21 protein-coding genes are annotated in these 26,119 nt (G+C 70.9%); 9 read left to right on the forward strand and 12 right to left on the reverse strand.

What is annotated here, in order from left to right; all coding sequences use genetic code 11:
* Window positions 1–2 precede the first annotated feature (2 nt).
* Both ACWGKJ_RS25650 and ybaK read left to right on the forward strand, forming a co-directional pair.
* Window positions 3–746, forward strand: coding sequence for an LON peptidase substrate-binding domain-containing protein (locus ACWGKJ_RS25650; protein WP_385023275.1), 744 nt, complete (start codon window positions 3–5; stop codon window positions 744–746).
* 47 nt (window positions 747–793) lie between these two features.
* A complete protein-coding gene (gene ybaK, locus ACWGKJ_RS25655) occupies window positions 794–1,297 on the forward strand; it encodes a Cys-tRNA(Pro) deacylase (protein ID WP_385023277.1) in 504 nt (167 codons plus the stop codon).
* A gap of 72 nt (window positions 1,298–1,369) precedes the next feature.
* Here the strand turns inward: ybaK and ACWGKJ_RS25660 are convergent, their stop codons facing one another.
* From ACWGKJ_RS25660 to ACWGKJ_RS25675, 4 genes are all read right to left on the reverse strand, one after another.
* The gene (locus tag ACWGKJ_RS25660; RefSeq protein WP_453315822.1) at window positions 1,370–2,062 is read right to left on the reverse strand and encodes a hypothetical protein; all 693 of its coding nucleotides are present in this window, start codon (window positions 2,060–2,062) and stop codon (window positions 1,370–1,372) included.
* A gap of 34 nt (window positions 2,063–2,096) precedes the next feature.
* Window positions 2,097–2,894, reverse strand: a complete 798-nt coding sequence (locus ACWGKJ_RS25665; RefSeq protein WP_385023724.1) for an ABC transporter permease — start codon at window positions 2,892–2,894, stop codon at window positions 2,097–2,099.
* Between the two features lie 92 nt (window positions 2,895–2,986).
* Window positions 2,987–3,958 carry an ABC transporter ATP-binding protein gene (locus tag ACWGKJ_RS25670; protein WP_385023726.1) on the reverse strand — a complete coding sequence of 324 codons (972 nt, stop codon included), beginning with the start codon at window positions 3,956–3,958 and terminating at the stop codon, window positions 2,987–2,989.
* A 100-nt stretch (window positions 3,959–4,058) separates the two neighbouring features.
* On the reverse strand, window positions 4,059–5,318 hold the full coding sequence (locus ACWGKJ_RS25675; protein ID WP_385023634.1) for an NYN domain-containing protein: 1,260 nt from the start codon (window positions 5,316–5,318) through the stop codon (window positions 4,059–4,061).
* 285 nt (window positions 5,319–5,603) lie between these two features.
* Between ACWGKJ_RS25675 and ACWGKJ_RS25680 the strand changes: the two genes are divergently transcribed.
* Entirely contained in the window at window positions 5,604–5,789 is a 186-nt protein-coding gene (locus ACWGKJ_RS25680) for a hypothetical protein (RefSeq protein ID WP_385023636.1), read from the forward strand.
* 91 nt (window positions 5,790–5,880) lie between these two features.
* Here ACWGKJ_RS25680 and dnaE read toward each other — a convergent pair whose 3' ends face one another.
* On the reverse strand, window positions 5,881–9,417 hold the full coding sequence (gene dnaE, locus ACWGKJ_RS25685; protein WP_385023638.1) for a DNA polymerase III subunit alpha: 3,537 nt from the start codon (window positions 9,415–9,417) through the stop codon (window positions 5,881–5,883).
* Window positions 9,418–9,564: 147 nt separating this feature from the next.
* Here dnaE and ACWGKJ_RS25690 point away from each other — a divergent pair, with 147 nt between their 5' ends.
* The 3 genes from ACWGKJ_RS25690 (at window position 9,565) to ACWGKJ_RS25700 (ending at window position 12,496) form a co-directional block, all read left to right on the forward strand.
* Window positions 9,565–10,890: a DUF2252 domain-containing protein gene (locus ACWGKJ_RS25690; RefSeq protein ID WP_385023640.1), complete on the forward strand. Its 1,326-nt coding sequence runs from the start codon at window positions 9,565–9,567 to the stop codon at window positions 10,888–10,890.
* Window positions 10,891–10,952: 62 nt separating this feature from the next.
* A complete protein-coding gene (locus ACWGKJ_RS25695; RefSeq protein ID WP_385023642.1) occupies window positions 10,953–11,636 on the forward strand; it encodes a hypothetical protein in 684 nt (227 codons plus the stop codon).
* A gap of 50 nt (window positions 11,637–11,686) precedes the next feature.
* Complete coding sequence (locus ACWGKJ_RS25700; RefSeq protein WP_385023644.1) at window positions 11,687–12,496, forward strand: thioredoxin domain-containing protein; 810 nt, start codon at window positions 11,687–11,689, stop codon at window positions 12,494–12,496.
* A gap of 44 nt (window positions 12,497–12,540) precedes the next feature.
* Here ACWGKJ_RS25700 and ACWGKJ_RS25705 read toward each other — a convergent pair whose 3' ends face one another.
* Window positions 12,541–13,110, reverse strand: a complete 570-nt coding sequence (locus ACWGKJ_RS25705; RefSeq protein ID WP_385023646.1) for a dienelactone hydrolase family protein — start codon at window positions 13,108–13,110, stop codon at window positions 12,541–12,543.
* Between the two features lie 30 nt (window positions 13,111–13,140).
* On the opposite strand from ACWGKJ_RS25705, the gene ACWGKJ_RS25710 reads away from it, so the two are divergent.
* The gene (locus ACWGKJ_RS25710) at window positions 13,141–14,265 is read left to right on the forward strand and encodes a mechanosensitive ion channel family protein (RefSeq protein WP_385023648.1); all 1,125 of its coding nucleotides are present in this window, start codon (window positions 13,141–13,143) and stop codon (window positions 14,263–14,265) included.
* A 149-nt stretch (window positions 14,266–14,414) separates the two neighbouring features.
* Here the strand turns inward: ACWGKJ_RS25710 and ACWGKJ_RS25715 are convergent, their stop codons facing one another.
* Window positions 14,415–16,001: a Na+/H+ antiporter gene (locus ACWGKJ_RS25715; RefSeq protein ID WP_385023650.1), complete on the reverse strand. Its 1,587-nt coding sequence runs from the start codon at window positions 15,999–16,001 to the stop codon at window positions 14,415–14,417.
* 257 nt (window positions 16,002–16,258) lie between these two features.
* Window positions 16,259–16,585, reverse strand: coding sequence for a hypothetical protein (locus tag ACWGKJ_RS25720; RefSeq protein ID WP_385023652.1), 327 nt, complete (start codon window positions 16,583–16,585; stop codon window positions 16,259–16,261).
* Window positions 16,586–16,799: 214 nt separating this feature from the next.
* Here ACWGKJ_RS25720 and ACWGKJ_RS25725 point away from each other — a divergent pair, with 214 nt between their 5' ends.
* Entirely contained in the window at window positions 16,800–19,112 is a 2,313-nt protein-coding gene (locus ACWGKJ_RS25725; RefSeq protein ID WP_385023654.1) for a glycosyl hydrolase family 95 catalytic domain-containing protein, read from the forward strand.
* 54 nt (window positions 19,113–19,166) lie between these two features.
* Here the strand turns inward: ACWGKJ_RS25725 and ACWGKJ_RS25730 are convergent, their stop codons facing one another.
* The 4 genes from ACWGKJ_RS25730 to ACWGKJ_RS25745 form a co-directional block, all read right to left on the reverse strand.
* On the reverse strand, window positions 19,167–19,655 hold the full coding sequence (locus tag ACWGKJ_RS25730; RefSeq protein ID WP_385023656.1) for a GNAT family N-acetyltransferase: 489 nt from the start codon (window positions 19,653–19,655) through the stop codon (window positions 19,167–19,169).
* Complete coding sequence (locus tag ACWGKJ_RS25735) at window positions 19,652–20,599, reverse strand: RluA family pseudouridine synthase (RefSeq protein ID WP_385023658.1); 948 nt, start codon at window positions 20,597–20,599, stop codon at window positions 19,652–19,654. The genes ACWGKJ_RS25730 and ACWGKJ_RS25735 overlap by 4 nt, the downstream gene beginning before the upstream one ends.
* Window positions 20,600–20,680: 81 nt before the next feature.
* On the reverse strand, window positions 20,681–21,316 hold the full coding sequence (gene lspA / locus ACWGKJ_RS25740; protein ID WP_385023660.1) for a signal peptidase II: 636 nt from the start codon (window positions 21,314–21,316) through the stop codon (window positions 20,681–20,683).
* A 72-nt stretch (window positions 21,317–21,388) separates the two neighbouring features.
* Window positions 21,389–22,252 carry a TraR/DksA family transcriptional regulator gene (locus ACWGKJ_RS25745; RefSeq protein WP_385023662.1) on the reverse strand — a complete coding sequence of 288 codons (864 nt, stop codon included), beginning with the start codon at window positions 22,250–22,252 and terminating at the stop codon, window positions 21,389–21,391.
* A 554-nt stretch (window positions 22,253–22,806) separates the two neighbouring features.
* On the opposite strand from ACWGKJ_RS25745, the gene ileS reads away from it, so the two are divergent.
* Complete coding sequence (gene ileS / locus ACWGKJ_RS25750; protein ID WP_385023664.1) at window positions 22,807–25,953, forward strand: isoleucine--tRNA ligase; 3,147 nt, start codon at window positions 22,807–22,809, stop codon at window positions 25,951–25,953.
* Window positions 25,954–26,119 lie beyond the last annotated feature (166 nt).

Here is a 26,119-nt window from a genome sequence, read left to right on the forward strand (position 1 = left end):
CTGTGACCACCGCGCGCCTCCCTCTCTTCCCGCTGAACTCGGTGCTGTTCCCGGGCCTCGTGCTGCCTCTGAACATCTTCGAGGAGCGTTATCGCGCCATGATGCGCGACCTGCTGAAGGTGGACGACGAGGCCGAGCCCCGGCGCTTCGCCGTCGTCGCCATCCGCGACGGTTCGGAAGTGGCGCCGACGCTGCCGGGGCTGCCCGGCGGCGCCGCGCTGCCCGAGCCGGGCCCGGCCGCCGGTTTCGGCGACGACCCGGCCACCGCCCTGCACTCCATCGGCTGCATCGCGGACGCGGCGACGATCCGGGAGCGGGACAACGGCAGTTTCGAGGTGCTCGCCACCGGCACGGCGCGGGTGCGGATCGGTGCGCTGGACGCGACAGGCCCGTACCTCACCGCCGAGGTCGAGGAGCTGCCCGAGGAGGCGGGGGACGACGCGGGCGCCCTCGCCGAGGGTGTGCTGCGCGCCTTCCGCTCGTATCAGAAGCGGCTGGCCGGGGCGCGGGAACGCTCGCTCACCACCGGTGCCGAGCTGCCCGATGAGCCCTCCGTGGTCTCGTACCTGGTCGCGGCGGCGGCCGTGCTCGACGTACCGGCCAAGCAGCGGCTGCTCGAAGCGCCGGACATCGCGGCCCGGCTGCGCGAGGAGCTGAAGCTGCTGCGCTCGGAGACCGCGGTGATCCGGCATCTGCCGTCGCTGCCCGCGACGGATCTGACCCGGGCCCCCACCCACCTCAACTGACCCTGCGGCCGGCTGCCCGGCCCCGACCGGACCCGAGGAGCGCCCGCGTGGCGAAGAAGGCGAAGAAGCAGCAGTCGGGCGGCACTCCCGCCACGGCGGCCCTGGCCGCAGCCGGGACGGCGTACACGCTGCACACCTACGCACACGACCCGGCGGCCGCCTCCTACGGCGGGGAGGCCGCCGAGGCGCTCGGTGTCACCCCCGACCGGGTCTTCAAGACGCTGGTGGCCGATGTGGACGGCGAACTCACGGTGGCCGTCGTCCCGGTCGCGGGCACTCTGGATCTCAAGGCCCTGGCCGCGGCGGTGGGCGGCAAGCGCGCCACGATGGCGGACCCGGCGGCGGCCGAACGCACCACGGGGTACGTCCTGGGCGGTATCTCCCCACTGGGCCAGCGCAAACGCCTGCGCACGGTGCTGGACGCGTCGGCCTCGGCGCACGGCACGATCTGTGTGTCGGCCGGGCGCAGAGGGCTGGAGGTCGAGCTGTCCCCGGCCGATCTGACGGCGCTCACCGGGGCGCTGCTGGCCACGGTGGGACGGGCCCAGTAGATCGCGGAAGCTTTCGGGGCCGCTCCGGCAGGAGGCCCACGACGTGACGGCCCCGGACCGTCGGGGCGGCTGCTACGGCTTCTGGTCCGGCCACTCCGGAGCGTCCCCGTACGCCTGCGGGAACGGCGGAGCGGGCAGGGGCTGCGGAGCCCACACCGGCTCGGGGTCCCGGGGCCCGAACACCGCGGTCACCCCCAGATGCACGATCATCGCCGCCACCGGCCACGCGAGCAGCGCGCCCTTGGCGGCCAGTTTCAGCGGTGCGTCGAAGGTGACGCCCTTGCCCGCGTGCTTGGCCGCCGCGACCACGTCCTGCGACGGGCCGAGCCAGATCCCGACCCGCCAGGCCAGCAGCGAACCGAGCAGCCCGCCGACCGCGAGGGCGAGGACCAGCGGTACACCGCCGCGCTTGCGGAAGAGGAAGACCGCGGCGGCGCTCACCACGCCGAAAGCAAGCCCGAGCAGCGCGAACGTACCGTCCCCGCCGATCGCCTGCTCGCCCTCGGAGTCCTTGAGGTAGACCGCCTTGCCGTCGGAGATCAGCGGAACACGCGGCGCGAGCCACATCCAGAGCACGCCCAGCAGGACGCCCGCCACCGCCACCAGGAGCGCGACGACGGCCGCCTGCACCAGCTCGGTGCGGAGTCCCGGCCCCTGGCCGGGGCCCGACCGGTCGGGCCCCGGCCAGGGGGTGGCTCCCGAAGGACCCTTCTGCCACGGGTCGTCGTTCGGCGGCTGGTGCGGAGGTGTCAGTGGCGCGGTCACTCTGCCATCGTGCCAGGCGGCCCTGTGCGCCGCCTCACCGGACCGCCGCCCGCCGGTAGGCCCACGTCGCCACGGCCAGCGAGACGACCCCGACGGCCGCGCAGACCGCGAGGTCGGCCCCGACCGCCGGCCAGTCGGGGTGGTCCCCGAAGGTACGGGCCAGCGCCTCCACACCGTAGGTGGAGGGCAGCAGGTCACGGGCGTACGCGATCGGCTCCGGCAGCCGGGCGGCCGGCAGCACGCCGAGGAGCAGCGCGGCGGACATCCCCAGCTGCCCGAGCAGGGTGGCCAGTTCCTGGCGCGGTGCGAGCAGTCCCAGGGCCGCGCCGAGCCCGGCGAGCGCCGCTCCCGCGAGGGGGACGACGGCGGCGAGCACCCACAGATGTGCCAGCGGCAGCTGGAAGAGAACGGAACCCGCGACGGCCGTGACGACCGTGCCGGGCACGGTGAAGGAGGCGTACGCCCCCGCGGTCCCCAGCACCACGGACGCGGGCGGCACCGGCAGGGTGGCGTAGTGGTCGAGTCCGCCGCTGGCGCGCAGCTGCCCGAAGTACTGCGCGAGCAGGTTGAGCGCGACGAACGCCACGACCAGGACGGCCGAGCCCGCCACCACGGCGCGGGCCTCGTCGCCGCCGTCGACCACCCCGCGCATCAGGATCATGATCCCGACCGACTGGAAGGTCGCCACGAAGAGCAGCGGGATGCGCGCCACCCGGGCCCGGGACAGCTGCGCCCGGTAGACCGCGCCGAGCGCGGGCAGCAGCCGGGCGCGCGGTGCGAGCGGTGCGGCCTCGGTGACCGCTCCGGCGTCGGCCGCGCCGGGGTCGGGCAGGCTCCCCGGGGCCCCCGCGCCTTCGGGAACGCCCGGCCCGCCGCGTGCCGGGACCCCCGGGTACGGCTGCGACTCTGCGGAGACCGCTGCGGTCACGCCTTCACCAGCCCCTTCGTACGGCCGCCCAGCGCCATGTACACGTCCTCCAGGCTCGGTGTGGACAGCGTGAAGTCGTCGAGAGCGGTGAAGGCGGGGCCGCCGGTCACCGCGGCGACGGCGGCCCGCGCCGCGTCGGGCGCGAGCCGCAGCACCCAGCGGCGCCCCGACTCCTGCGCGGACTCGCGCAGTACGGCGACCTCCGGGATATCGAGCGGCGCCCGCTCCCGCCAGACCAGTTCGACCCGGACCTCGCCGGCGACCTGGGCCTTCAGCCCGGCCGGGGTGTCGCAGGCGATCACCCGGCCGCGTTCGATGACGGCGACCCGGTCCAGCACGGTCTCGGCCTCGATGACGTTGTGGGTGACCAGCAGCACGGTCACTCCGCGCTCCGCCCGCCGCCGGTCGACCGCGGCCCACACGGCGCGCCGTGCGACCGGGTCCATCCCGGTGGTGGGCTCGTCCAGGACGAGCAGTGAGCGGTCCCCGACGAGTGCCGCGGCGAAACAGGCGAGTCTGCGCTGGCCGCCGGAGAGCTTGCGCAGCGGCCGCCCGGCGAGTTCGGTGATGCCCAGCTCATCGAGGACGGCGTCCCGCTCCCGGCGGGCGTCCGGCACGGAGAGTCCGCGGAGCCGGCCGGTGGTCTCGGCGGCCAGCGCGACGGTCAGTTCGTCGAGCGCGGTGGACTCCTGGCCGAGATAGCCGAGCAGCCGCGCGGCGCGTTCGGGATGGCGTACGAGGTCGTGTCCGAGCACCTCGACCCGGCCGGAGTCGGGCCGCATCAGCCCGGTGAGCTGGCGTACGAGGGTGGACTTGCCCGCGCCGTTCGGGCCGAGCAGTCCGAAGATCTCGCCGCGGCGCACGGTCAGGGAGATGCCGTCGGTGGCCCGCACCTCGGGCGTGCCGGGAGCCCCCCGTCTGCCGCGCGCGGCCGGGTACGTCTTCACCAGCTCGCGCACCACGCACACATTGCCCGTACTCACGAGGGACGAGCCTACGGGGTTGGGCGGCCCGCAGGGGCGCCGGGGCCGTGCGGGGCCGCTCGGGCGGTGGCCTGCGGCGGGCGCGTCAGCGTCCGGCCTGCTCCCCCTCGGGCGCGTGCTCCGTGGCCCGTACGTCGATCTCCCGCCAGAACCCGGCCCTGATCGCGTACCGGTCGTGCTCGTCGATCTGGTCGTCCTTATGGGCGAGCAGCCCGAACCTGGCCGCGTACCGCAGCAGCTCGCCGTCGATCCGGTGCGGGATCCGGGGATACATCGCGGACAGTTTCTGCACCTGGCCCGGGTCCGGAAGCCGCTCCATCCACCGCCTGGCGAAGACCTGCCCCACCTCGAAGGGGTCACCGCCGACCGTGGTGATGTCCTCCTCGCGGTCGGCCCACCGCTGCTCGGCGGTGGTGACCTGGGCGAGTGTCGGCAGGGAGGCGATCTCCGGGGGCTCACCGGCCTGGCCCGGGCGCTCGATCCAGCCACGCTCCGACGACCAGCGCAGCGTCGCGTTCGCCGGCTGCTGGGCGGGCTGCGCCGCGGGTCCGCGCAGTCCGGCAAGGTCCTTGGGGGTGGGGACACCGGCCTTGGCCGCCGCGTGTGCCCGCTCCTCGTCGGTCGGCCGCCGGGTGTCCTCACGGCCGGGGGGCGCGACGCTGTGCACGGCCGCGGCCTGCGCCGCCCGCTCGGCCGACGCGGCGAGCGCCGACTCGGGCAGCGGGGCGGAGAGGATCGCGGCGATCTCCGGCCGGGGCACGGGCGCCGGAGCGCAAACCCCGCCGGTCTCCTTGGCCCGTACGGCCTTGGTGATCCAGCTCCGGTCCAGCACCCGGCGTTCGTCGGCCTCGGCGACCAGGTCCTCGGACTGGTTGTAGTCCCCGTCGGCGGCCTGGACCGCCCAGAGGTGCACGGCCACGCCGTGCTCCTTCGCCGACATCAGACCGGGCAGCAGATCTCCGTCACCGGTGACCAGCACAATGTCCGAGCAGGCGCGATTTCTGGCCAGTTCGGTCAGCTCCGCGTGCATCGCGGCGTCGACGCCCTTCTGCGCCCAGCGGCCGTCGCTGCGGGTCAGCGCGCCCAGCCGGACGGTCACCCGGGGCATCACCCGCAGTCTGCGGTGTTCGGGCTGCGGTACCCGGTCGGGGGCACCGTCGAACCAGTAGATCCGCAGCAGCGGCTGCGCGGTGTCGTCCTCGGCGCGCTCGCGCAGGCCCTGGATGAGTGCCCCGTGGTCGACCGTGATGCGCGAGCGGGCGGGTTCTCCCGCGAGGAGACTCGCGGCGGCCCCCAGCAGGTATCCGGCGTCCACCAGAACGACGCAGCGGTCCACGCGATCCACCCTCTTTCGGGTACCTCGGGAGAAGGGGAAGTGCTTCGGGTTTCCTTCGAGTCTGCCCGACCGCGCGAGGGTTAACGGCCGGAACTCGATCATCGGCGTGGCGCAGCGCCAAGTTGGTCCGAAGTCGCCCGGGACAAGCCCTCATTACGCACGGTAATGATCCAAAATGCGGCAGTCTGTGCGATATGTGAATCTGGTCGCGACCCTGGCCCTGGGGCCTGCCGTCAGAGTGCAGTTGCTGCCCGAAGGGCGGCAGGCCCCGGTCCCCCTCAAGGAGGCATCACCATGGCCAAGCACAAGAACCGTCCCAAGCACGACAGTCAGCAGGACCGCTCGTCCTCCGCCGAAGGCGGCGGCCAGGACGGCCGGTCCGGCTCCTTCGATTCACAGAACCAGTCCCAGCCGCAGTCGATGCCGGGCAACCCGTCGGATGTCGCGCGCAAGCACCAGAAGCGCTTCGGGCACAACTGATCTTCGCTGTAATGATGTTCGAGGGGCGCGCCGTGCACAGCGCGCCCCTCAGCCGGTCTCCCGGACCGGCTCCCCCGGCAGGCCGCTCCGCTCAGCCGGCCAGACAAGCCGGGCCGAGCAGCACCTTCAGATCACCGAAGAGCGCCGGGTCGGGCTGCACCCGGTGCCGGTCGAGGCGGAGCACCGTGGTCTTGCGGGAGCCCTGGAGCTTGATCCGTACCTCGGAGTTGCCCCGGTGGTGGGAGAGGATCTCACCGAGCCTGCTGACCATCGGCGGGGTGACCTTCACGGTCGGGATGGTGATCGTCACCGGGGCGTTGGTCCCCGCCGACGACAGGTCGGGGACCTGCATCTCCATCGCGACCAGCCGCGGGACGTCCTCGCGCTTATCGAGACGGCCCTTGACGAACACCACGGTGTCCTCGACCAGCTGGGTCGAGACCAGCTGGTAGGTGGCCGGGAAGAACATGCACTCGATGGTGCCCGCCAGGTCCTCGACGGTCGCGATGGCCCAGGCGTTGCCCTGCTTGGTCATCTTGCGCTGGAGGCCGGAGATGATGCCGCCGATGGTCACCACGGCGCCGTCCGCGTGCTCCCCGCCGGTCAGCGCGGCGATGGCGGCGTCGCTCTTGTCCGAGAGCACGTGCTCCAGGCCGAAGAGCGGGTGGTCGGAGACGTAGAGACCGAGCATCTCCCGTTCCTGCGCGAGCAGATACGACTTCTCCCACTCGATGTCGGAGAACTCCACATCGAGTCCGAAGCCGGGCTCGGAGCTGTCCTCCTCTCCGCCGCCGAAGAGGTCGAACTGCCCCTCGGCCTCCTTGCGCTTGACCGCCACCACGTTGTCGATCATGGGCTCGAAGTGCGCGGTGAGGCCCTTGCGGGTGTGCCCCATCTCGTCGAAGGCGCCCGCCTTGATGAGCGATTCGGTGGTGCGCTTGTTGCAGGCCACGGCCTCGACCTTGTCGAGGTAGTCGGGGAAGGAGCTGTACTTCCCCTTGGCCTTGCGGGAGCGGATGATCGACTCCACCACGTTCGTCCCGACGTTGCGGACCGCGGAGAGGCCGAAGAGGATCACGTCGTCGCCCTGGGCGGCGAAGTTGGACTCGGACTCGTTCACATTGGGCGGCAGCACCTTGATGCCCATACGGCGGCACTCGTTGAGGTAGATCGCCGACTTGTCCTTGTCGTCGCGCACCGAGGTGAGCAGCGCCGCCATGTACTCGGCCGGGTAGTTGGCCTTGAGATACGCGGTCCAGTAGGTGACCAGGCCGTACGCGGAGGAGTGCGCCTTGTTGAACGCGTACCCGGCGAAGGGCACCAGGACGTCCCAGAGCGCCTTGATCGCCGCGTCCGAGAAGCCCTCCTTCTTGGCCCCGGCCTCGAAGAGCACGAAGTTCTTCGCGAGCTCGTCGGCCTTCTTCTTGCCCATCACGCGGCGCAGGATGTCGGCCTCGCCGAGCGAGTACCCGGCGACGATCTGGGCGGCCTTCTGCACCTGCTCCTGGTACACGATCAGGCCGTAGGTGAGGCCGAGGACCTCCTTGAGCGGCTCCTCCAGCTCCGGGTGGATCGGGGTGATCTCCTGGCGGTGGTTCTTGCGCTCCGCGTAGTTGATGTGCGAGTTCATACCCATCGGGCCCGGCCGGTACAGGGCCGAGACGGCGGAAATGTCCTCGAAGTTGTCGGGCTGCATCTGGCGCAGCAGGGAGCGCATCGGGCCGCCGTCGAACTGGAAGACCCCGAGCGTGTCACCGCGGCAGAGCAGTTCGAAGGTCTTGGGATCGTCGAGCGGGAGGGAGAGCATCTCCAGGTCGATGCCCTTGTTGGCCCTCACCATCTTGACGGCGTCGTCCATGATCGTCAGGTTGCGCAGGCCCAGGAAGTCCATCTTCAGCAGGCCGAGCGACTCGCACTGCGGGTAGTCCCACTGCGTGATCGTGACGTTGTCCGTGTGCCGGACCCAGACCGGGGCGTGGTCGACGATGGGCTCACTGGACATGATCACGCCGGCCGCGTGCACACCCATCTGCCGGACCAGCCCCTCGACACCGGTGGCGGTGTCGATGACCTTCTTGACGTCCGGTTCGTTCTCGTACATCCCCCGGATCTCGCCCGCCTCGCTGTAGCGCGGGTGCTTGGGGTCGGTGATGCCGCTGAGGTCGATGCCCTTGCCGAGGACGTCGGCGGGCATCGCCTTGGTGAGGCGGTCGCCCATCGCGTACGGATAGCCGAGCACCCGCGCTGAGTCCTTGATCGCGTTCTTGGCCTTGATCTTTCCGTAGGTACCGATCATGGCGACCTTGTCGGCGCCGTACTTCTCGGTCACGTACCGGATCACCTCGACGCGCCTGCGTTCGTCGAAGTCGATGTCGACATCGGGCATGGAGACGCGCTCGGGGTTGAGGAACCGCTCGAAGATCAGCCCGTGCGTGATCGGGTCGAGGTCGGTGATGCCCATGGCGTACGAGACGATCGAACCGGCCGCCGAGCCCCGGCCGGGGCCGACCGCGATGCCGTTGTTCTTGGCCCACATGATGAAGTCGGCGACGACGAGGAAGTACCCCGGGAACCCCATCTGGATGATGATGTCCATCTCGTACTCCGCCTGCTTCTGGCGGTCCTCGGGGACACCTCCCGGATACCGGCGCTCCATGCCGGTTCTGACCTCTTCCTGGAACCAGGTGATCTCGGTGTAGCCCTCCGGGATGTCGAACTTGGGCATCAGGTCGCGCTTCTCGAACATCCCTGAGGTGTCGATCTGCTCCGCGACCAGGAAGGTGTTGGCGCACCCCTGCTGCCAGGCGTCCGACGAGTCGATGGCGTACATCTCGTCGGTCGTCTTGAGGTAGTAGCCGGTGCCGTCGAAGCGGAAGCGGTCCGGGTCCGAGAGGTTCTTGCCGGTCTGGATGCAGAGCAGGGCGTCGTGCGCGCTCGCCTCGTGCGCGTAGGTGTAGTGCGAGTCGTTGGTCACCAGCGGCGGGATGCCGAGCTTCTGGCCGATCTCCAGCAGACCCTCGCGGACCCGGCGCTCGATCTCGATGCCGTGGTCCATCAGCTCCAGGAAGTACCGGCCCTCACCGAAGATGTCCTTGTAGTCCGATGCGGCCTGCATCGCCTCGTCGAACTGCCCGAGCCGCAGCCGGGTCTGCACCTCGCCGGACGGGCAACCGGTGGAGGCGATCAGGCCGTCGGACCACTGGGAGATCGTCTCCTTGTCCATACGCGGCCACTTCTGCAGCCAGCCCTCGGCGTACGCGTCCGACGACAGCTTGAAGAGGTTGTGCAGGCCGGTGCTGTTCGCCGCCCAGATCGTCTTATGGGTATAACCACCCGAACCGGACACATCGTCCCGCTTCTGATGCGGCTGGCCCCATTTGACCTTGCGCTTGTTCCGCCGGGACTCCGGGGCGACGTACGCCTCGATGCCGATGATCGGCGTCACGCCCGCCTTCTGCGCGGAGTGGAAGAAGTCGTACGCCCCGTGCAGGTTGCCGTGGTCGGACATGGCGATGTGCGACATGCCCATCTCGTTGCAGGCGTTGAACATGTCCTTGAGCCGCGCGGCACCGTCCAGCATGGAGTACTGCGTGTGGACGTGAAGGTGCGTGAAAGGCGGCTTGGTCACGGGGGTGCCTCCTGCGGGACGAGTGGGGCGAACAGCGTTGGAGTCTACGTCGGCCCACCGACAGCCGTGGGGCACTCCCCGGTGGCTCCGTGCGTTGAGCCCGTTGGAACAGCTGTCCCCTATGTCACGCCCCTGGAGGCACACGCGATGTCGGTCCCGCAGTCCAGCTCCGAGGAGCGCGGCGAGGAGATCCTCGCCGTTTTCGGCACCGCATTCGGCGAGCTGCTGGCCGCCGATCCGGCCGCCTTCCGGGTCAAGTTCCGGAAGATGGCCGCCTCGGCCTTCGCCTTCTACCGGGGCGCGGCCTGCCTCTTCTACCAGGATCTGGGCGAGAGCGCGCAGGGCGGACCGTATCTGGACGAGCGGACCGGCCGGGTCTGGATCCACGGCGACCTGCACGCGGAGAACTTCGGCACCTACATGGACGCCAACGGCCGGCTGGTCTTCAACGTGAACGACTTCGACGAGGCCTATGTCGGCCCGTTCACCTGGGACGTCCAGCGCTTCGCGGCCTCGCTGGCGCTGCTCGGCCACGCGAAGGCGCTCAGCGACGACCAGATCACCGGCCTGGTGGAGACCTACGCCGCCGCCTACCGCGAGCGGATCCGGGTGCTGGCCTCGGGCGCCAGGGACGACGACGTGCCGCCGTTCACGCTGGACACCGCGGACGGCCCGCTGCTCGGCGCGCTGCGCGCGGCCAGGGCGCGCACCCGATTCGCCCTCCTCGACTCGATGACCGAGATCCGGGACCACGAGCGCCGCTTCACGTCCGACAGCAGCGCGGTGGAGCTCGACGCCGCGTCCCGGTACAAGATCCTCGCGGCCTTCGACGGCTATCTGGAGACGCTCCCGGAGGAGAGCTTGGGCCGCCCCGACTCGTACCGGGTGAAGGACGTGGTGGGGCGCAGGGGCATCGGGATCGGCTCGGCCGGGCTGCCCTCGTACAACATTCTCCTGGAGGGGCACAGCGACGCCCTGGAGAACGACGTGATCATCTATATGAAGCAGGGGCAGACCCCGGCGGTCGCCCGGCACATCACCGACCCCTCGGTCCGCGGTTACTTCCGGCACGAGGGCCACCGCACGGTGATCTCGCAGCGCGCCCTGCAGGCGCACGCCGACCCGTGGCTCGGCTGGACCGAGCTGGACGGGGCGGGCCAGCTGGTGGCGGAGGTCTCGCCGTACGCGGTGGATCTCGACTGGTCGGATCTGGACGACCCCGAGGAGATCGCGGCGGTCGTCGCCGACCTCGGGCGGGCCACGGCCACCATGCACGCGGCGGCGGACGACGAGAGCGGCCACTCGCTGGTGCCGTTCTCGACGGAGCGCGCCATCGACGCGGCCATCGCTGCCGACGAGGACGGCTTCGCCAAGATGCTGGTGGACTTCGCGCACTCCTACGGGGTGCAGACCCGCCGTGACCACGCGGTATTCGTGGAATTGTTCCGCAATGGCCGCATCCCCGGTCTTTAGACCGAGGAGACTCATGGACCTTTAAGGGACCCTTACCCGCGCCCATGACACACTCGGGGCCGATGGACATATCAGGGACGCAGCTCAGAGCGGTTCGCGCGGCGCTTTTCACAGCGCTGGTCGTGACCCTCTCCGCTGCGTCCCATGTGCTCCTCTCGCGGGTCCCGCTGCCGCCGGTCACCGTGGCGGCGCTCGCCGCCGCCGTCTTCGGCGTGGCCTTCGCGCTGGCGGGGCGCGAGCGGGGGTTCGGGGCGATCGCGGGTGTCCTCATCCCGCTCGAACTCGCCGCCGACACCGTCTTCACCACCGGCCAGCACGTCTGTTACGGCCCTTCGGGCGGCCCGGTCGCAGGCGCGCTGCGCTCGGTCGGCGTGGACGTGCTCTGCGGCGGCCAGGTCGGCACCCCGCTGACCTCCGTGACCGGCCCCGGCAAGGACGCGGTCGCGCTGCTCGACTCCCCCGCCCCGGCGCTGCCCTGGCTGCTGCTCGGCGCACATGTCGCGGTCGGGCTGCTGGCCGCGCTCTGGCTGCGGCGCGGGGAGAGCGCGCTGGCCTCGGTGGCCCGGTCGGTCGGCGCCCTGGCATTCCGGCCGCTGCGCGTCGCAGTCGCCGTCATCGCGGCCGCGGGCGCCTCCGTACGGCCCGGTGCGCGCCCCGTGCACCGCCCGCGCACCTCGCGCGCCCTGCTCCTCGCGCACTCCGTGGGACTGCGCGGACCTCCGTACCCGGCTCCCCTTCCGAGCTGAGTACGCAGTTCCGTCCTGCCCCCACCACGTCCTAAACGGAGAGCCCCACCATGAGTGCACGCAACAACCAGGCCAACAAGGCAGCGGCCCGCGAGCGGCTGCGCGCCGAGCGCGAGCGCCAGGCGAAGAAGGACAAGACCCGCCGGCAGGTCTTCGTCGCCGGATCGGTCGTCGTCGTCCTCGCGATAGCCGCCGGCGTCGGCTACGGCGTCATGCAGCTGAACAAGCCCTCCCACTGGGAGGCCGCGAAGAGCGACAAGGTCGTCGCGCCGAAGAACACCACGGGCACCGACGGCACCACGGTCACCGTCGGCAAGGCGTCCGCCAAGAAGACGCTGCAGATGTACGAGGACCCGCGCTGCCCGATCTGCGCGACCTTCGACCAGACGGTCGGCCCGACGGTCCAGAAGGACCTCGACGCGGGCAAGTTCAAGATCCAGTACATCGGTGCGACGTTCATCGACAACAACGGCGGCGAGGGCTCGAAGAACGGTCTGAGCGCCCTGGGCGCCGCGCTCAATGTGAGCCCCACCGCCTTCGAGCAGTACAAGACCGCGATGTACTCCACGAAGTGGCACCCCGACGAGACCACGGACACGTTCAAGGACGACTCGTACCTCATCAAGATCGCGCAGACGGTGCCCGAGCTGAAGGACAACAAGGCCTTCCAGAAAGCCGTCAACGAGGGCACCTACGACGCGTGGGCGATGAAGATGTCCCAGAAGTTCGACAAGAGCGGGGTCACGGGCACGCCCACCCTCAAGATGGACGGCAAGAAGCTGACCACCCCGGGCAGTGACAACGCGCCCATGTCCGTCGCCGACTTCAACACCGCCCTGGACAAGGCCCTCAAGGGCTGACCCCGGCGGGAAGCCACTCCAGGCCGGCCCCGGCGCGCGCGGCTCTACAGCGTTTCGAGGAAGCCGAGCGCGACCCGCCAGGTCCGCTCGGCCGCCTCGGCGTCGTAGTCGGGCAGCCCGGGGTCGGTGTAGAGGTGGCCCGCGCCCGCGTAGCGGTGCACCTCCACGTCGGCCCCGATCCGCTGCATCCGCAGGTACCAGGCGTTCAGCCAGTCGTGCGGCTCGAACGGGTCGGGGTCGGCGACGTGCAGCTGTACGGGCAGCTCGTCCACGGAGGCGTCGTCGGCGATGTCCGATGTACCGTGCAGGAGCAGCAGCCCGCGTGCCTTCTCGTCGGCGATGGCCAGGTTCTGCGCGAGGGAACCGCCGAGCGAGAACCCGGCGTAGACCAGACCCTCGTCCGAGTGGGGAGCTGCGGCCGTCACGGCGCGCTTGAGCAGCTCTTCGGAGCCCAGCTCCTCCTTGAGGGCCATGCCCTCCTCGACGGTCTCGAAAGTCATACCGTCGAAAAGATCGGGCACCAGCACCTGATGACCGGCTGCACGCAGCCGGTCGCCCGCCGCGTGGACGGCGGGCCGCAAACCGTAGGTCGAATGGAAAAGGATGATGTTCACGTGGCCATGGTGCCAGCTGCGGCAGGAGGCATGGAGACCGTCGTGCGACCGCTGATCGTCATCGGCGGCTCGGTGGTGCTGACCCTCGCGGTGGGCTGGCTGGTCGACCGCGCGCTGAGGAGAACGGACGCCCGCCACCACGAGACCCCGCTCTGGGGCCTGCTGCGGCGCTGCCGGGTGCCGCTCCAGTCGGTGCTGATCACGGCGTTGCTGCGGGGCAGTTACCACGAGGTGCGGCTGAAGGCGGTCGAGCACCACGCCACCGGGATCGGGCAGATCCTCAGCCTGGTGCTGATCGGGTCCACGGCCTGGCTGGCGCTGCGGATCGCGACGGCGATCGTCGACTCCTCGTACGCCCGCTACGCGGCCACCACCCGCGATCCGGCCAGGCTCCGCCGGGTCCGTACCCAGGTCACCCTCATCCAGCGGGTGGTGACCGCGATCGTCGCGACGGTGGCCGCCGCCGCGATGCTGCTCACCTTCCCCGCGATGCGCACGGCCGGGACCTCCCTGCTGGCCTCGGCCGGACTCCTCGGCATCGTCGCCGGTGTGGCCGCGCAGTCCACGCTGGGCAACCTGTTCGCCGGGCTGCAGATCGCCTTCGGCGACATGGTCCGCATCGGGGACACGGTGGTCGTGGACGGCGAGTGGGGCACCATCGAGGAGATCACGCTGACCTTCCTCGCGGTACGCACCTGGGACGAGCGCCGGATCACCATGCCGGTCTCGTACTTCACCAGCAAGCCGTTCGAGAACTGGTCGCGCGGCGGTGCGCAGATGTCCGGCACGGTCTTCTTCGAGCTGGACCACTCGACGCCCGTCCCGCAGATGCGCGAGAAGCTGCGGGAGATCCTGCGGGAGATCCCGTCGTGGGACGGCAGGAACTGGTCGCTGGCGGTCACGGACACCTCTCCGAGCACGATCCAGGTACGGGCCGTGGTCACCGCGAGGGACGCCGACGACATCTGGACCGTACGGTGTGCGGTACGGGAGCAGCTGATCGCCTGGCTGCGCGACGAGCATCCGTACGCCCTGCCGAGGATCTCCACGGCGCCGGCCGAGCTGTCGAAGAACGGCTGGGGCGGCCCCGACCTGTTCAAGCACGACGCCGCCCCCGTCAAGCACGACCCCAACCCCAGGACCGGCCGGGGCTGAGGGACTGAGCGGCCCAGCGACTCAGCGGCTCAGCGGCTCAGCGGCTCAGCGGCTCAGCGGCTCAGCGGCTCAGCGGCTCAGCGGCTCAGCGGCCAAGGAGATACGGCCGGCTCCTGACAGAGCGAACAGATCGGACAGAGGGACCGGCGCTACCGCAGGCTGCGTACGTCGAGGTGGCGCAGCACCCGGTCGACGATCTCCGGGTCCGCGCCGGGTTCGTTGCGCGCGGAGAGCACCTCGTGGCGGGCCGCCGACATCATCTCCCGCTGGATCCGCTGGACCGTCCTGACCCGCTCGGCCCGCTTCAGATACGCGGCGTGCCGCTCCTCGTCGACCATGTCGGGGCTGATCCTGACGCCGATCTCGAACGCGCCGCGGGCCAGCCGCTCCTGGACGTCCTCGGGCAGCTCCTCGACGCCCTGGATCTCCTTGAGCCGGTGTCTGGCGGCCTTGGCCGCCCGTACCGCCAGGCTCCGTTCCAGTTCGCGCTCGGCGCCGGTGTCCGCGCGGACCCCCAGTTTCTTCACCAGCCAGGGCAGGGTCAGCCCCTGGAAGACCAGGGTGACCATGACCACCGCGAAGGCGATGAAGATCATTTCGCTGCGGGCCGGGAAGGGGCTGCCGTCGTCCTTGGTCATCGGGATGGCGAGGGCCAGTGCGACCGATGCGACGCCGCGCATCCCGGACCACCACATGACGATGGTCTCGCGCCAGCTGGTGGGGATGTCCTCGTCGTAGTCCCGCAGGGTGTGCAGTTTCTTCGCCAGCCAGGTGGCGGGCAGCAGCCACGCCAGACGCAGTCCGACCACCACGCCGACGGCCGCCGCACCCCAGCCGATCATCTCGGCCAGATGCCCTCCCGCGGTGCCGAAGACCACATGCAGTTCAAGGCCGATGAGGCCGAAGGTCACGCCGGTGACGAGGGTGTCGACGATCTCCCAGAAGGCGTTGCCCTCCAGCCGGCCGCGTACGTCGTCGGCATCGGCGGTGTGTTCGGCGAGGAACAGCGCGGAGGTGAGCACGGCCAGCACGCCCGAGCCCATCAGCTCCTCGGCCAGCACATAGCTGAGGAAGGGCACCAGGAGGGTGAGGCCGATCTGCAGGGTGGTGTCGCCGAGCAGCCCCATCAGCTTGTTGGTGATCCAGCCGAGTGCGATCCCCACCACCACGGCCACCACCGCGGAGAGCACCAACTGCCCTGCCGCGACCGGCCAGGAGAACGTCCCGGTCACGGCGGCGGCGATGGCCACGTGGTAGAGCACGATCGCCGTCACATCGTTGAACAGCCCTTCGCCCTCCAGGATCGAGACCAGCCGGCGGGGCAGCCCGAGCGCGCCCGCCACCGCGGTCGCCGCCACCGGGTCGGGCGGCGCCACCAGCGCACCCAGCGCGACCGCGGCCGCGATCGGCAGGCCCGGCACGATCGCGCTCGTGACGGCGGCCACCGCGGCCGTCGTCACGAAGACCAGTGCCACGGCGAGCAGCAGGATCGGCCGGAAGTTGGCCGTGAACTGCCGCCACGAGGTGCGCTGTACGGCCGCGTACAGCAGGGGCGGCAGTACCAGCGGAAGGATGAAGTCCGAGGGGATGTCGACATTGGGCACGAAGGGCAGCAGGGCGAGGCAGATTCCGCCGAGCGTCATCAGGACCGGCGCGGGCAGCCCGAGCCGCTCGCCGATCGGTACGGAGACCACCGCTCCGATCAACAGCAGGAGCAGCAGTGCCAATTGGTCCACGGGGTGCCCTCCGGGGCTGTCGGAATCTCCGTCGGCATCACTGCCGAAACCTTGACGATCAGTGGCCCAAGCGTGCCATGCAAGGGGCGCGTACCGGCCCAATAGCCCCGCCCGTTCCGGCTCGGCTCGCGTCACACCTCCGCTTTCATCCGATGTCTATGGTGCGCGAGGTCTTCCGGTCCGGTGCGGGCGCGGGCACTATGCAGGGTGCATGGATTCAGGAACGAGAACTGCCGACACATACCTGACTGGAGCTCCTATGCCCTCCGCGCACCGGCCCGGCCGTACGACCACTCCCCCGGCAGGCGGCTGCTCTTCCTCACCGACATGGTCCGGGCGAACCCCGGCGAGCCGATGACCGAGTCCCGCTGCAACGACCCGCGCACCCCGGCCTCGTACGGATAGGACGGCCAGGTCATCGACGACTTCCGCCCGCCGCACACCGGAGTCACCTTCGACAGCGTCGGCGATCGGATCTTTCCGGCGGGTTCCGAGGACCGTGCCCGGGCCGAGGAGAACGCCCGGGGGATCGACCAGCACATCCGCCGCCCGCACGCGGCGGGGACCGGCTCGTCCTTCTTCACCGGCATCATCGTGGCGCCGAAACCGCCGGCCGAGCTGTACGGCGCCGGCCCCGACCACGGCATGGGCCCGCCGGCCGACGCCTGCCGCGGGCTGCCCGCCTCCTGACACACCACGCCCCGCCCGGGGCGCCCCGCACCGCACCGGCCCCCTGGCCGGACACCGTACGCCGCACACCGCGCGGGCCCGGCCCCCGCGGGGAACAGGAGACCCACCGTGCACGAGCTCTCCCGCAGACACTTCGCCGGTACGGCGGCGGGCGCGACCGCCGCCCTCTGGCTGGCCGGGTCCCGCACCGCCTGGGCGGCCCCGGCCGACGGCGGGCCCGCGGCCCACCGCCCCGATGTGTACGAACGCACGGTCCGCGCGGCCGCCATGAAGTGGCGGCGGCTGCCCACCGGCTGGCAGGACGCGCCCTTCCTCGCCAACGGCTACCTCGGCGCTCAGCTCTACCAGGGCGCGGCCGCGAACACCCTGAAGCTGATGATCAGCCACAGCCAGGTGCAGGACCAGCGCGGCCAGTGGCGCGGCGGCACGGGCTACTCCCGGCTGCCCGTCGGGTACTTCACGCTCACCCTGGCCGGGGAGATCACCGCGGTCGACTGGACGCTCGACCCCTACGACGCGGAGCTGCGCGGCACCCTTACCACCACCCGCGGCTCCCTCACCTTCTCCGCGCTCGTACAGAACGATTCGGGCGCGCTGCTGGTCTCGACCCGGCCGAGCGCGGGCGAGGATTCCGCCGCCTGGTCCTTCCAGTGGCTCCAGGCCGCCAGTACCCGGCTCATCGACAGACCGGCCGACTACACGCCCAACCCGGATCCGCGGGTCGGCGCGGGCTTCGTGGAGCAGCCGCTGCTGGCGGGCGGCGGCTGGACAACGGCCTGGCGGGAGCAGCGCGAGGGCACCGGACGGCTGCTGGCAGCACAACTCGTCCACCTCTTCCCCGGCGATGTACGGCAGGCGACCGCGGACGCCGTACGGGCGGTGGACCGCGCCCTGGCCACCGGCCCCGACCGGCTGGTCGCCCGGCACCGGGCGTGGTGGCACGCCTACTACCGGCGCAGCTTCCTCTCCGTACCGGACAAGCGGCTCCAGACCTTCTTCATCCTCCAGCTCTACAAACTGGCCTCGGCCACCCGCGCCGACGGCCCGACGATGTCCGAGTGGGGGCCCTGGTACCCGGAGGTCGGGAACAGCTGGACGGCGGTGTGGTGGAACCTCAACGTCCAGATCGGGATGGCGCCGGTCAACGGCACCAACCACCCCGAACTCGACTCGGTGACCCAGGCGTTCCGCCGCTTCGAGAAGAACCTCTCGGCCTCCGTGCCCACCGCCTACCGCGACGGCCGGAGCTACGCCCTCGGGCATCCGTCCGACTGGCAGCTGCGGGCGGGCGACACCTACGACGTCGGAGTCCCGGGCTCCAGCCGCATCTCCGACAACTTCGGCAATCTCACCTGGGCCCTGCACAACGTCTGGCTGTCCTACCGGCACTCGATGGACCTCGCCACCCTGCGCGACGTGGTCCATCCGATCCTCGCGAAGGCCATCGCCTTCTACGCCCACTTCCTGCACGAGGGCGGCGACGGCAGGCTGCACCTGCTGACCACCCGCTCCCCCGAGTACGCCGACGCGGCGGACTGCACCTACGACCTCTCGCTGATCCGCTGGGGCGTCCGTACGCTCATCGAATCGGCCCGGCTGCTGCGCGTGGACGACCCCAGGGCCCGGCAGTGGCGGGACATCGCGGCCAGGCTCACCCCGTACGCGGAGGATCCGGCGGACGGGGTGATGATCGGCAAGGACGTCCCGCTGGCGGACTCGCACCGCCACCACTCCCATCTGCTCTGGCTCTACCCGCTGCGCGAGCGGAAGTGGGACCGGCCGGCCGACCGGGACGTGATACGGCGCTCGCTGGACCACTGGACGAGCATGCGGAGCGCCTGGCACGGCTACAGCTACGCCACCCTGTCGTCCATGTACTCCGTGACGGGCGAGCCGGAGAAGGCCCTGGACCGGCTGGCCTTCTTCACCGGCGGGAACACCGTGGCCGACTGCCAGTTGACGCCGAACACGATGTACCGCGAGGGCAAGAACCTGGCGCTCGAATCCCCGCCGGCCGCCGTCCAGTCGATGCTGGACATGGCGGTGCAGGGCGACGGCGGGGTGCTGAAGGTCTTCCCCTCGGTGTCGGAGCGCTGGGCGGACGCGTCGATCGCATCGCTGCGTACCGAGGGCGCCTTCCTCGTGGACGCGGACCGGGCGGGCGGCGCCACCCGCTGGATACGGATCAGGAGCGAGGCGGGCGAACCGCTCACGCTCGACCACGGGATCTCCGGCGCGGTGGACGTACGGGACGACCACGGGCGCCCGCTGTCCTGGCGCGGTACGGGTCCCGGCCGGATCGCGGTACGGCTGCCGCGCGGTGCGGCGGCCGTGGTCACCCCGCGCGGCGGCCACGGGACCCGGGGCCCCAGGGACGTACCGGCGAACGGGACGGCCGAACCCTGGGGGCTGCCGGACTGACCGGCCGGCCACGTCACCGGTCCTGACATCCGGTCAGGGGCGCGGCCCGTCCCCTCAGCGGGGCGCCGCGTCCCCGACCGTCCGGCGCATCGCCCGGTGCGGGATGCCCGCGTCCGGGAACTCGGGGCCGTACACCTCGTACCCCAGCCGCTCGTAGAAACCCAGAGCATGGGTCTGCGCGTGCAGATCGACGGCGGTCAGCCCGTGCTCACGGGCCGCGTCCTCGATCGCCCGGACCAGCGCGGCGCCGACGCCCCTGCCCCGCGCGGCGGCGGCGACGGCGAGCCGGCCGAGCGAGCCGACGCCCGGCTCGTCCACACCGCGCCCCGGGCCCGCGGCAGGCAGCAGCAGCCGCCCGGTGCCCAGCGGACCCTCCGCGTCGGCGGCCAGCACATGGACCGTGGCGGCGTCGGTGTCGTACGCGTCGTACTCCAGCTCGGGCGGCACGCCCTGCTCGGTCACGAAGACGTCCCTGCGGACGGCGAGGCAGGCGTCGAGACCGGCCGGGTCGGCCACCACCCGCACCTCGTACCCAGTGGTCACCGCTGCTCGCTCTCCGCCCGGATCGCCTCCAGCGCCTTCCGCAGGTCCTCCGGGTACTCGCTGCGGAACTGGACCCACTGGCCGTCCGACGGGTGCTCGAAGCCCAGGCTCATCGCGTGCAGCCACTGCCGTGTCAGTCCGAGCCGCTTCGCCATGGTCGGGTCGGCGCCGTAGGTGATGTCGCCCACACAAGGATGGCGGTGGGCGGACATGTGCACCCGGATCTGGTGCGTACGACCGGTCTCCAGCTTGATGTCGAGCAGCGAGGCCGCCCGGAACGCCTCGATCAGGTCGTAGTGCGTGACGGACGGCTTGCCCTCGGCCGTCACAGCCCACTTGTAGTCGTGCTGGGGGTGGCGTCCGATGGGGGCGTCGATCGTCCCGCTCATCGGATCCGGGTGTCCCTGCACCAGCGCGTGGTAGCGCTTGTCGACCGTGCGCTCCCGGAACTGCTGCTTGAGCAGGGTGTACGCGCGCTCCGACTTGGCCACCACCATCAGTCCGGACGTCCCCACGTCCAGCCGGTGCACGATGCCCTGGCGCTCGGCCGCACCCGATGTGGAGATGCGGTACCCGGCAGCCGCGAGACCGCCGATGACGGTGGTACCGGTCCAGCCGGGGCTGGGGTGGGCGGCGACACCGACGGGCTTCAGGATCACCACGATGTCGTCGTCGTCGTGGACGATCTCCATGCCCTCGACGGGCTCGGCGACGATCCGCACGGGGGCCGCGGCCGCCGGCATCTCGACCTCCAGCCAGGCGCCGCCGTGGACCCGCTCGGACTTCCCGACCACCGACCCGTCGACCTGCACCTTTCCGGAGGCGGCGAGGTCGGCCGCCTTGGTACGGGAAAACCCGAACATACGGGAGATGGCGGCGTCGACGCGCTCGCCCTCCAGGCCGTCGGGAACGGGCAGGGTGCGGATCTCGGGAACGGTGCTCACCCGTCGAGTATGCCTTGCCCGCCGGACCCTCCCGGCCGCCGGCCTCGTGGGACGCTTCCGCCGGCTTGCGGGACCGGCCAGTCAGTCCTTGTGGACGGTCCCGTCGGGGTCGAGGCCACGGAACGAGAGCAGCACGATCAGGATGCCGCCGCAGACGATCGCGGAGTCGGCGAGGTTGAACACCGCGAAGTGCGCGGGCCTGATGAAGTCGACGACCTCACCCTGGAAGACGCTGGGTGCGCGGAAGATCCGGTCGGTGAGATTGCCCAGCGCCCCACCGAGCAGCAGGCCGAGGGCGACGGCCCAGGGCGCGCTGTAGAGCTTCCTGGCCAGCCGGACGATGACCACGATCACGGACGCCGCGACCATGGTGAAGATCACGGTGTACGCCGACCCCAGCCCGAAGGCCGCGCCCGCGTTCCGGATCGCGTCGAACTGGAGCAGATCGCCGATCACCTTGACCGGGGCGTGGTGCTCCAGCTTGGCCACCACGACCATCTTGCTCACCAGGTCGAGCAGGTAGGCGAGAACGGCCACGGCGAAGAGCACCGTGAGCCTGCGCCTGCCCCGGGGCCGCTCGTCGGAGCTCTCCCCGTCCGCGGCCGAAGCCTCGGGGGCGGCCACCACGGTGGTCTCCTCCGCGGACGGCTGCTCCGGTGCGTCCCCCGCCGACTCGGGAACGTCCGGCGTACCGATGATGCGCTCCGCCTCTGCCACGTGTTTCCCTCGCCTCAGTACTGACTGAGGACGAGGGTACGACACACCTACGGCACACGCGCCCGGAAGCCCTCAGTACCTGCGCTCCTGTTTCTGCTTGCACTCGACGCAGAGGGTCGCGCGCGGGAAGGCCTGCATCCGCGCCTTGCCGATCGGCTTCCCGCAGTTCTCGCAGAGCCCGTAGGTTCCCGCGTCGAGCCGCTCCAGCGCCCGCTCGGTCTGCTCCAGCATCTCGCGCGCGTTGGCGGCGAGCGCCAGCTCGCTCTCCCGGGTGATGTTCTTGGTGCCGGTGTCGGCCTGGTCGTCCCCCGCGCCGTCGCCGGAGTCCCGCATCAGACCGGCGAGAGCCGTCTCGGCCGCGGCGATCTCGGCCCCCAGCCGCAGATCCTCGCTCTGCAGCTCCGCCCGCGCCTCCGCGACCTCCTCCGGAGTCCAGGGGTCCTCTCCGGGCCGTACGGGCAGCTCGTCGGGGGCCGCGGGCGCGACGACCCGGGCCGTGGACACGGCGCGCTCGCCCGCTGCCCCGTCCCCTCCAGCACTCTTCTTCGCAACCACCGTTTCGGCTCCTGTCTCTTCCGCGGCCTCGGCCGCCCCCTGTGCCGCGGTCGCGGCCGTGCTGCCCGGCGCCCGGTGGCCCGGTGGCGTACTCGATGCGGCCGTCTTCCTGGCAGCCGCCTTCTTCGCAGTCTTCTTCGCAGTCTTCTTCGCAGTCTTCTTCGTGGCCTTCTTCACGGACTTCTTCGCGGCCGTCCGGCCGGCCTCTCCGGCGGCCGTCTCCTCGGCTGCGGTCTCATCGGCTGCGGTCTCATCGGCTGCTGCCTTCTCGGCCTTCTTGGATGCCGCCTTCTTGGCTGCTGCCTTCTTCGCCGCCGCGGCCTTCTTCGCGGTGGAATCTGCGGACGCCGATCTCGATCCGGCGGTCTTCTTCGCCACCATGGCCGCGGCCCCTTCACATTTTGTGATCTTGCTCGCGAGTCTGCTGGGACGATAAATCGACACCAGTCGCGCGGCAACGGGGCACGCCGCCGGTTCAGCCCTCCTCACGTCCGGGGCAGGCCGGACCTGCATGCGTTGTGCCCAGCTCCCCGCCCGGTAATCCGCCGGCCGCGGGTCCGGCTGTTCCCGATGGGTCCCGTGTGGCCATTCGGGTCACCGCGGCGGCCGGGGGCACCCTCGGGAAAACCGGTCGGAGCGCGCCCTGCCGGGCCCGTACACTGGCCGCAGCGGAAGGCATGGACGGGACGAGTAGCGGCGCAGGCGGCCACGAGCGATCCGGGGACGGTGTGAGCCCGGAGGCAGGCACGGCGTGAAGATCACCCCGAGCTGTCGGAAGAAACCCCCGGACACCGTGGACGGGGCGAGTAGAACCGGCACCGCGACCCCAATGAGGGGGCCACGGCACGACAGCCGCGGCCAAGGAGGGTGGTACCGCGGGAGCGACTGGCTCTCGTCCCTCCGACGGAGAGAGAAACGTCCGTTGGAGGAGTTCGATGACACCGCCCCTGTACCGCCAGGTGCCCGCCCAGGTCGACCTGCCCGCCCTTGAACACGCCGTGCTGGACTTCTGGCGCGAGGCACAGGTCTTCACGAAGAGCCTGGAGCAGTCCGAAGGACGTCCCGAGTGGGTGTTCTACGAAGGGCCGCCGACCGCCAACGGCATGCCCGGCGCCCACCACATCGAGGCCCGTGTCTTCAAGGACGTCTTCCCGCGCTTCCGTACGATGCAGGGCTACCACGTGCCCCGCAAGGCCGGCTGGGACTGCCACGGCCTGCCCGTCGAGCTGGCGGTCGAGAAGGAACTCGGCTTCAGCGGCAAGCAGGACATCGAGGCGTACGGGATCGCCGCCTTCAACGACAAGTGCCGCGCATCGGTGACCCGGCACACCGACGCCTTCGCCGAGCTGACCACCCGGATGGGCTACTGGGTCGACCTGGAGAACGCGTACCGGACGATGGACCCCTCCTACGTGGAGAGCGTCTGGTGGTCGCTGAAGGAGATCTTCAACAAGGACCTGCTGGTCCAGGACCACCGCGTCGCCCCCTGGTGCCCGCGGTGCGGCACCGGCCTCTCGGACCACGAGCTGGCCCAGGGGTACGAGACGGTCGTCGACCCCTCCGTCTTCGTGCGCTTCCCGCTCACCTCGGGGCCGCTGGCCGGCGAGGCCGCCCTGCTGGTCTGGACGACCACCCCCTGGACGCTGGTCTCCAACACGGCCGTCGCCGCGCACCCCGCCGTCAGCTACGTCGTCGCGACCGACGGCAACGAGAAACTGGTCGTCGCGGAGCCGCTGCTCGACAAGGCACTCGGTGAGGGCTGGGAGACCACGGGCGAGCGCTTCACCGGAGCCGAGATGGAGCGCTGGACCTACCAGCGTCCGTTCACGCTGCTCGAATTCCCGGCCGATGCGCACTACGTCGTCAACGCCGAGTACGTCACCACGGAGGACGGCACCGGACTCGTCCACCAGTCCCCGGCCTTCGGTGAGGACGACCTCAAGGTCTGCCGGGAGTACGGCCTGCCGGTCGTCAACCCGGTCCGCCCGGACGGCACGTTCGACGAGGACCTCCCGCTGGTCGGCGGCGCCTTCTTCAAGAAGGCCGACGAGACCCTCGTCGCCGACCTCCAGGACCGCGGTGTGCTCTTCCGCCACGTTCCGTACGAGCACAGCTATCCGCACTGCTGGCGCTGCCACACCGCGCTCCTCTACTACGCGCAGCCGTCCTGGTACATCAGGACCACCGCGGTCAAGGACGCGATGCTCCGGGAGAACGAGAAGACCAACTGGTTCCCGGACTCGGTCAAGCAGGGCCGCTTCGGCGACTGGCTGAACAACAACGTCGACTGGGCGCTCTCCCGGAACCGCTACTGGGGCACCCCGCTGCCGATCTGGCGCTGCGAGGACGACCACCTCACGGTCATCGGTTCACGCGCCGAGCTGACCGACCTGACCGGCACCGACCAGTCGGAGCTGGACCCGCACCGCCCGTACATCGACGCGGTCACCTTCCCGTGCCCGCAGTGCGAGAAGACCGCCACCCGGGTCCCGGAGGTCATCGACGCCTGGTACGACTCGGGCTCGATGCCGTTCGCGCAGTACGGCTACCCGTACCGGAACAAGGAGCTCTTCGAGCGGCGCTACCCGGCGCAGTTCATCTCCGAGGCCATCGACCAGACGCGCGGGTGGTTCTACACGCTCATGGCGGTCGGCACGCTGGTCTTCGACAGGTCGAGCTACGAGAACGTCGTCTGCCTGGGCCACATCCTCGCCGAGGACGGCCGGAAGATGTCCAAGCACCTGGGCAACATCCTCCAGCCCATCCCGCTGATGGACCAGCACGGCGCGGACGCCGTGCGCTGGTTCATGGCCGCGGGCGGTTCCCCCTGGGCGGCCCGCCGGGTCGGCCACGGCACGATCCAGGAGGTGGTCCGCAAGACCCTCCTCACGTACTGGAACACGGTGGCCTTCCAGGCGCTGTACGCCCGTACGTCCGGCTGGGCCCCCTCGGCGGCCGACCCTGCGCCCGCGGACCGCACCGTGCTGGACCGCTGGCTGCTCAGCGAACTCAACGCGCTGGTCGACCAGGTCACCCAGTCCCTCGACGCGTACGACACCCAGCGGGCCGGCAAACTCCTGTCCGCCTTCGTCGACGACCTGTCCAACTGGTACGTACGCCGCTCGCGCCGGCGCTTCTGGCAGGGCGACGCGGCGGCGCTGCGCACCCTGCACGAGGTGATCGAGACGGTCACCGGACTGATGGCGCCGCTCACTCCGTTCATCACCGAGCGGGTCTGGCAGGACATGGTCGTCCCGGTCACCCCGGGCGCCCCGGAGTCGGTGCACCTGTCCAGCTGGCCGAAGGCCGACCTGACGGCGATCGACCCGCAGCTCTCGCAGCAGATGGCGCTGGTGCGCCGGCTGGTGGAGCTGGGCCGCGCGACCCGCGCCGAGTCGGGCGTCAAGACCCGCCAGCCGCTCTCCCGCGCCCTGGTCGCCGCGTCCGGGTTCGCCGCGCTGACGCCCGAACTCCGCGCCCAGATCACCGAGGAGCTGAACGTCTCCTCGCTGGCCTCGCTCTCCGATGTCGGCGGCTCCCTGGTGGACACCACGGCCAAGGCCAACTTCCGCGCGCTGGGCAAGCGTTTCGGCAAGGGGGTCCAGGCCGTGGCCAAGGCGGTGGCCGGGGCGGACGCGGCAGCCCTCTCGCTCGCACTGCGCGAGGGCACGGCGTCCGTGACGGTCGACGGCGAGACCGTCACCCTCGCACCCGACGAGGTGATCATCACCGAAACCCCCCGTGAGGGCTGGTCGGTGGCGTCCGACTCGGGTGCGACGGTGGCCCTGGACCTGGAGATCACCCCGGAGCTGCGAAGGGCCGGGCTGGCACGTGATGCCATCCGCCTGATCCAGGAGGCCCGGAAGAACAGCGGCCTGGACGTGGCCGACCGCATCGCGGTCCGCTGGTCCAGCACCACCCCGGAGACCAGGGAGGCCCTGGCCGAACACGCCGCCCTGATCGCGGACGAGGTCCTGGCCCTGGACTACGCGGAGGGCGGCCCGGACACAGAGGCGTACGGCGAGCCCTTCACGGACGAGGGCCTCGCGCTGACGTTCCACCTCCACAAGACAGAGGCATAACACCACCCGCCCCGATGGGCCCGGCCGGAACTCCGGCCGGGCCCATCGGCTTTCGCGCTCCCCTCCAGCCCCTCCCGGCGGCACCTCCCAGCGGGTAGCTGGGGCGGGAGGAGCAGGCCCGCCCCAGGTGCCCCACACACCCGCACCGCAACCCGAACACCCCACG

The organism is Streptomyces sp. NPDC054757, assembly GCF_053612185.1.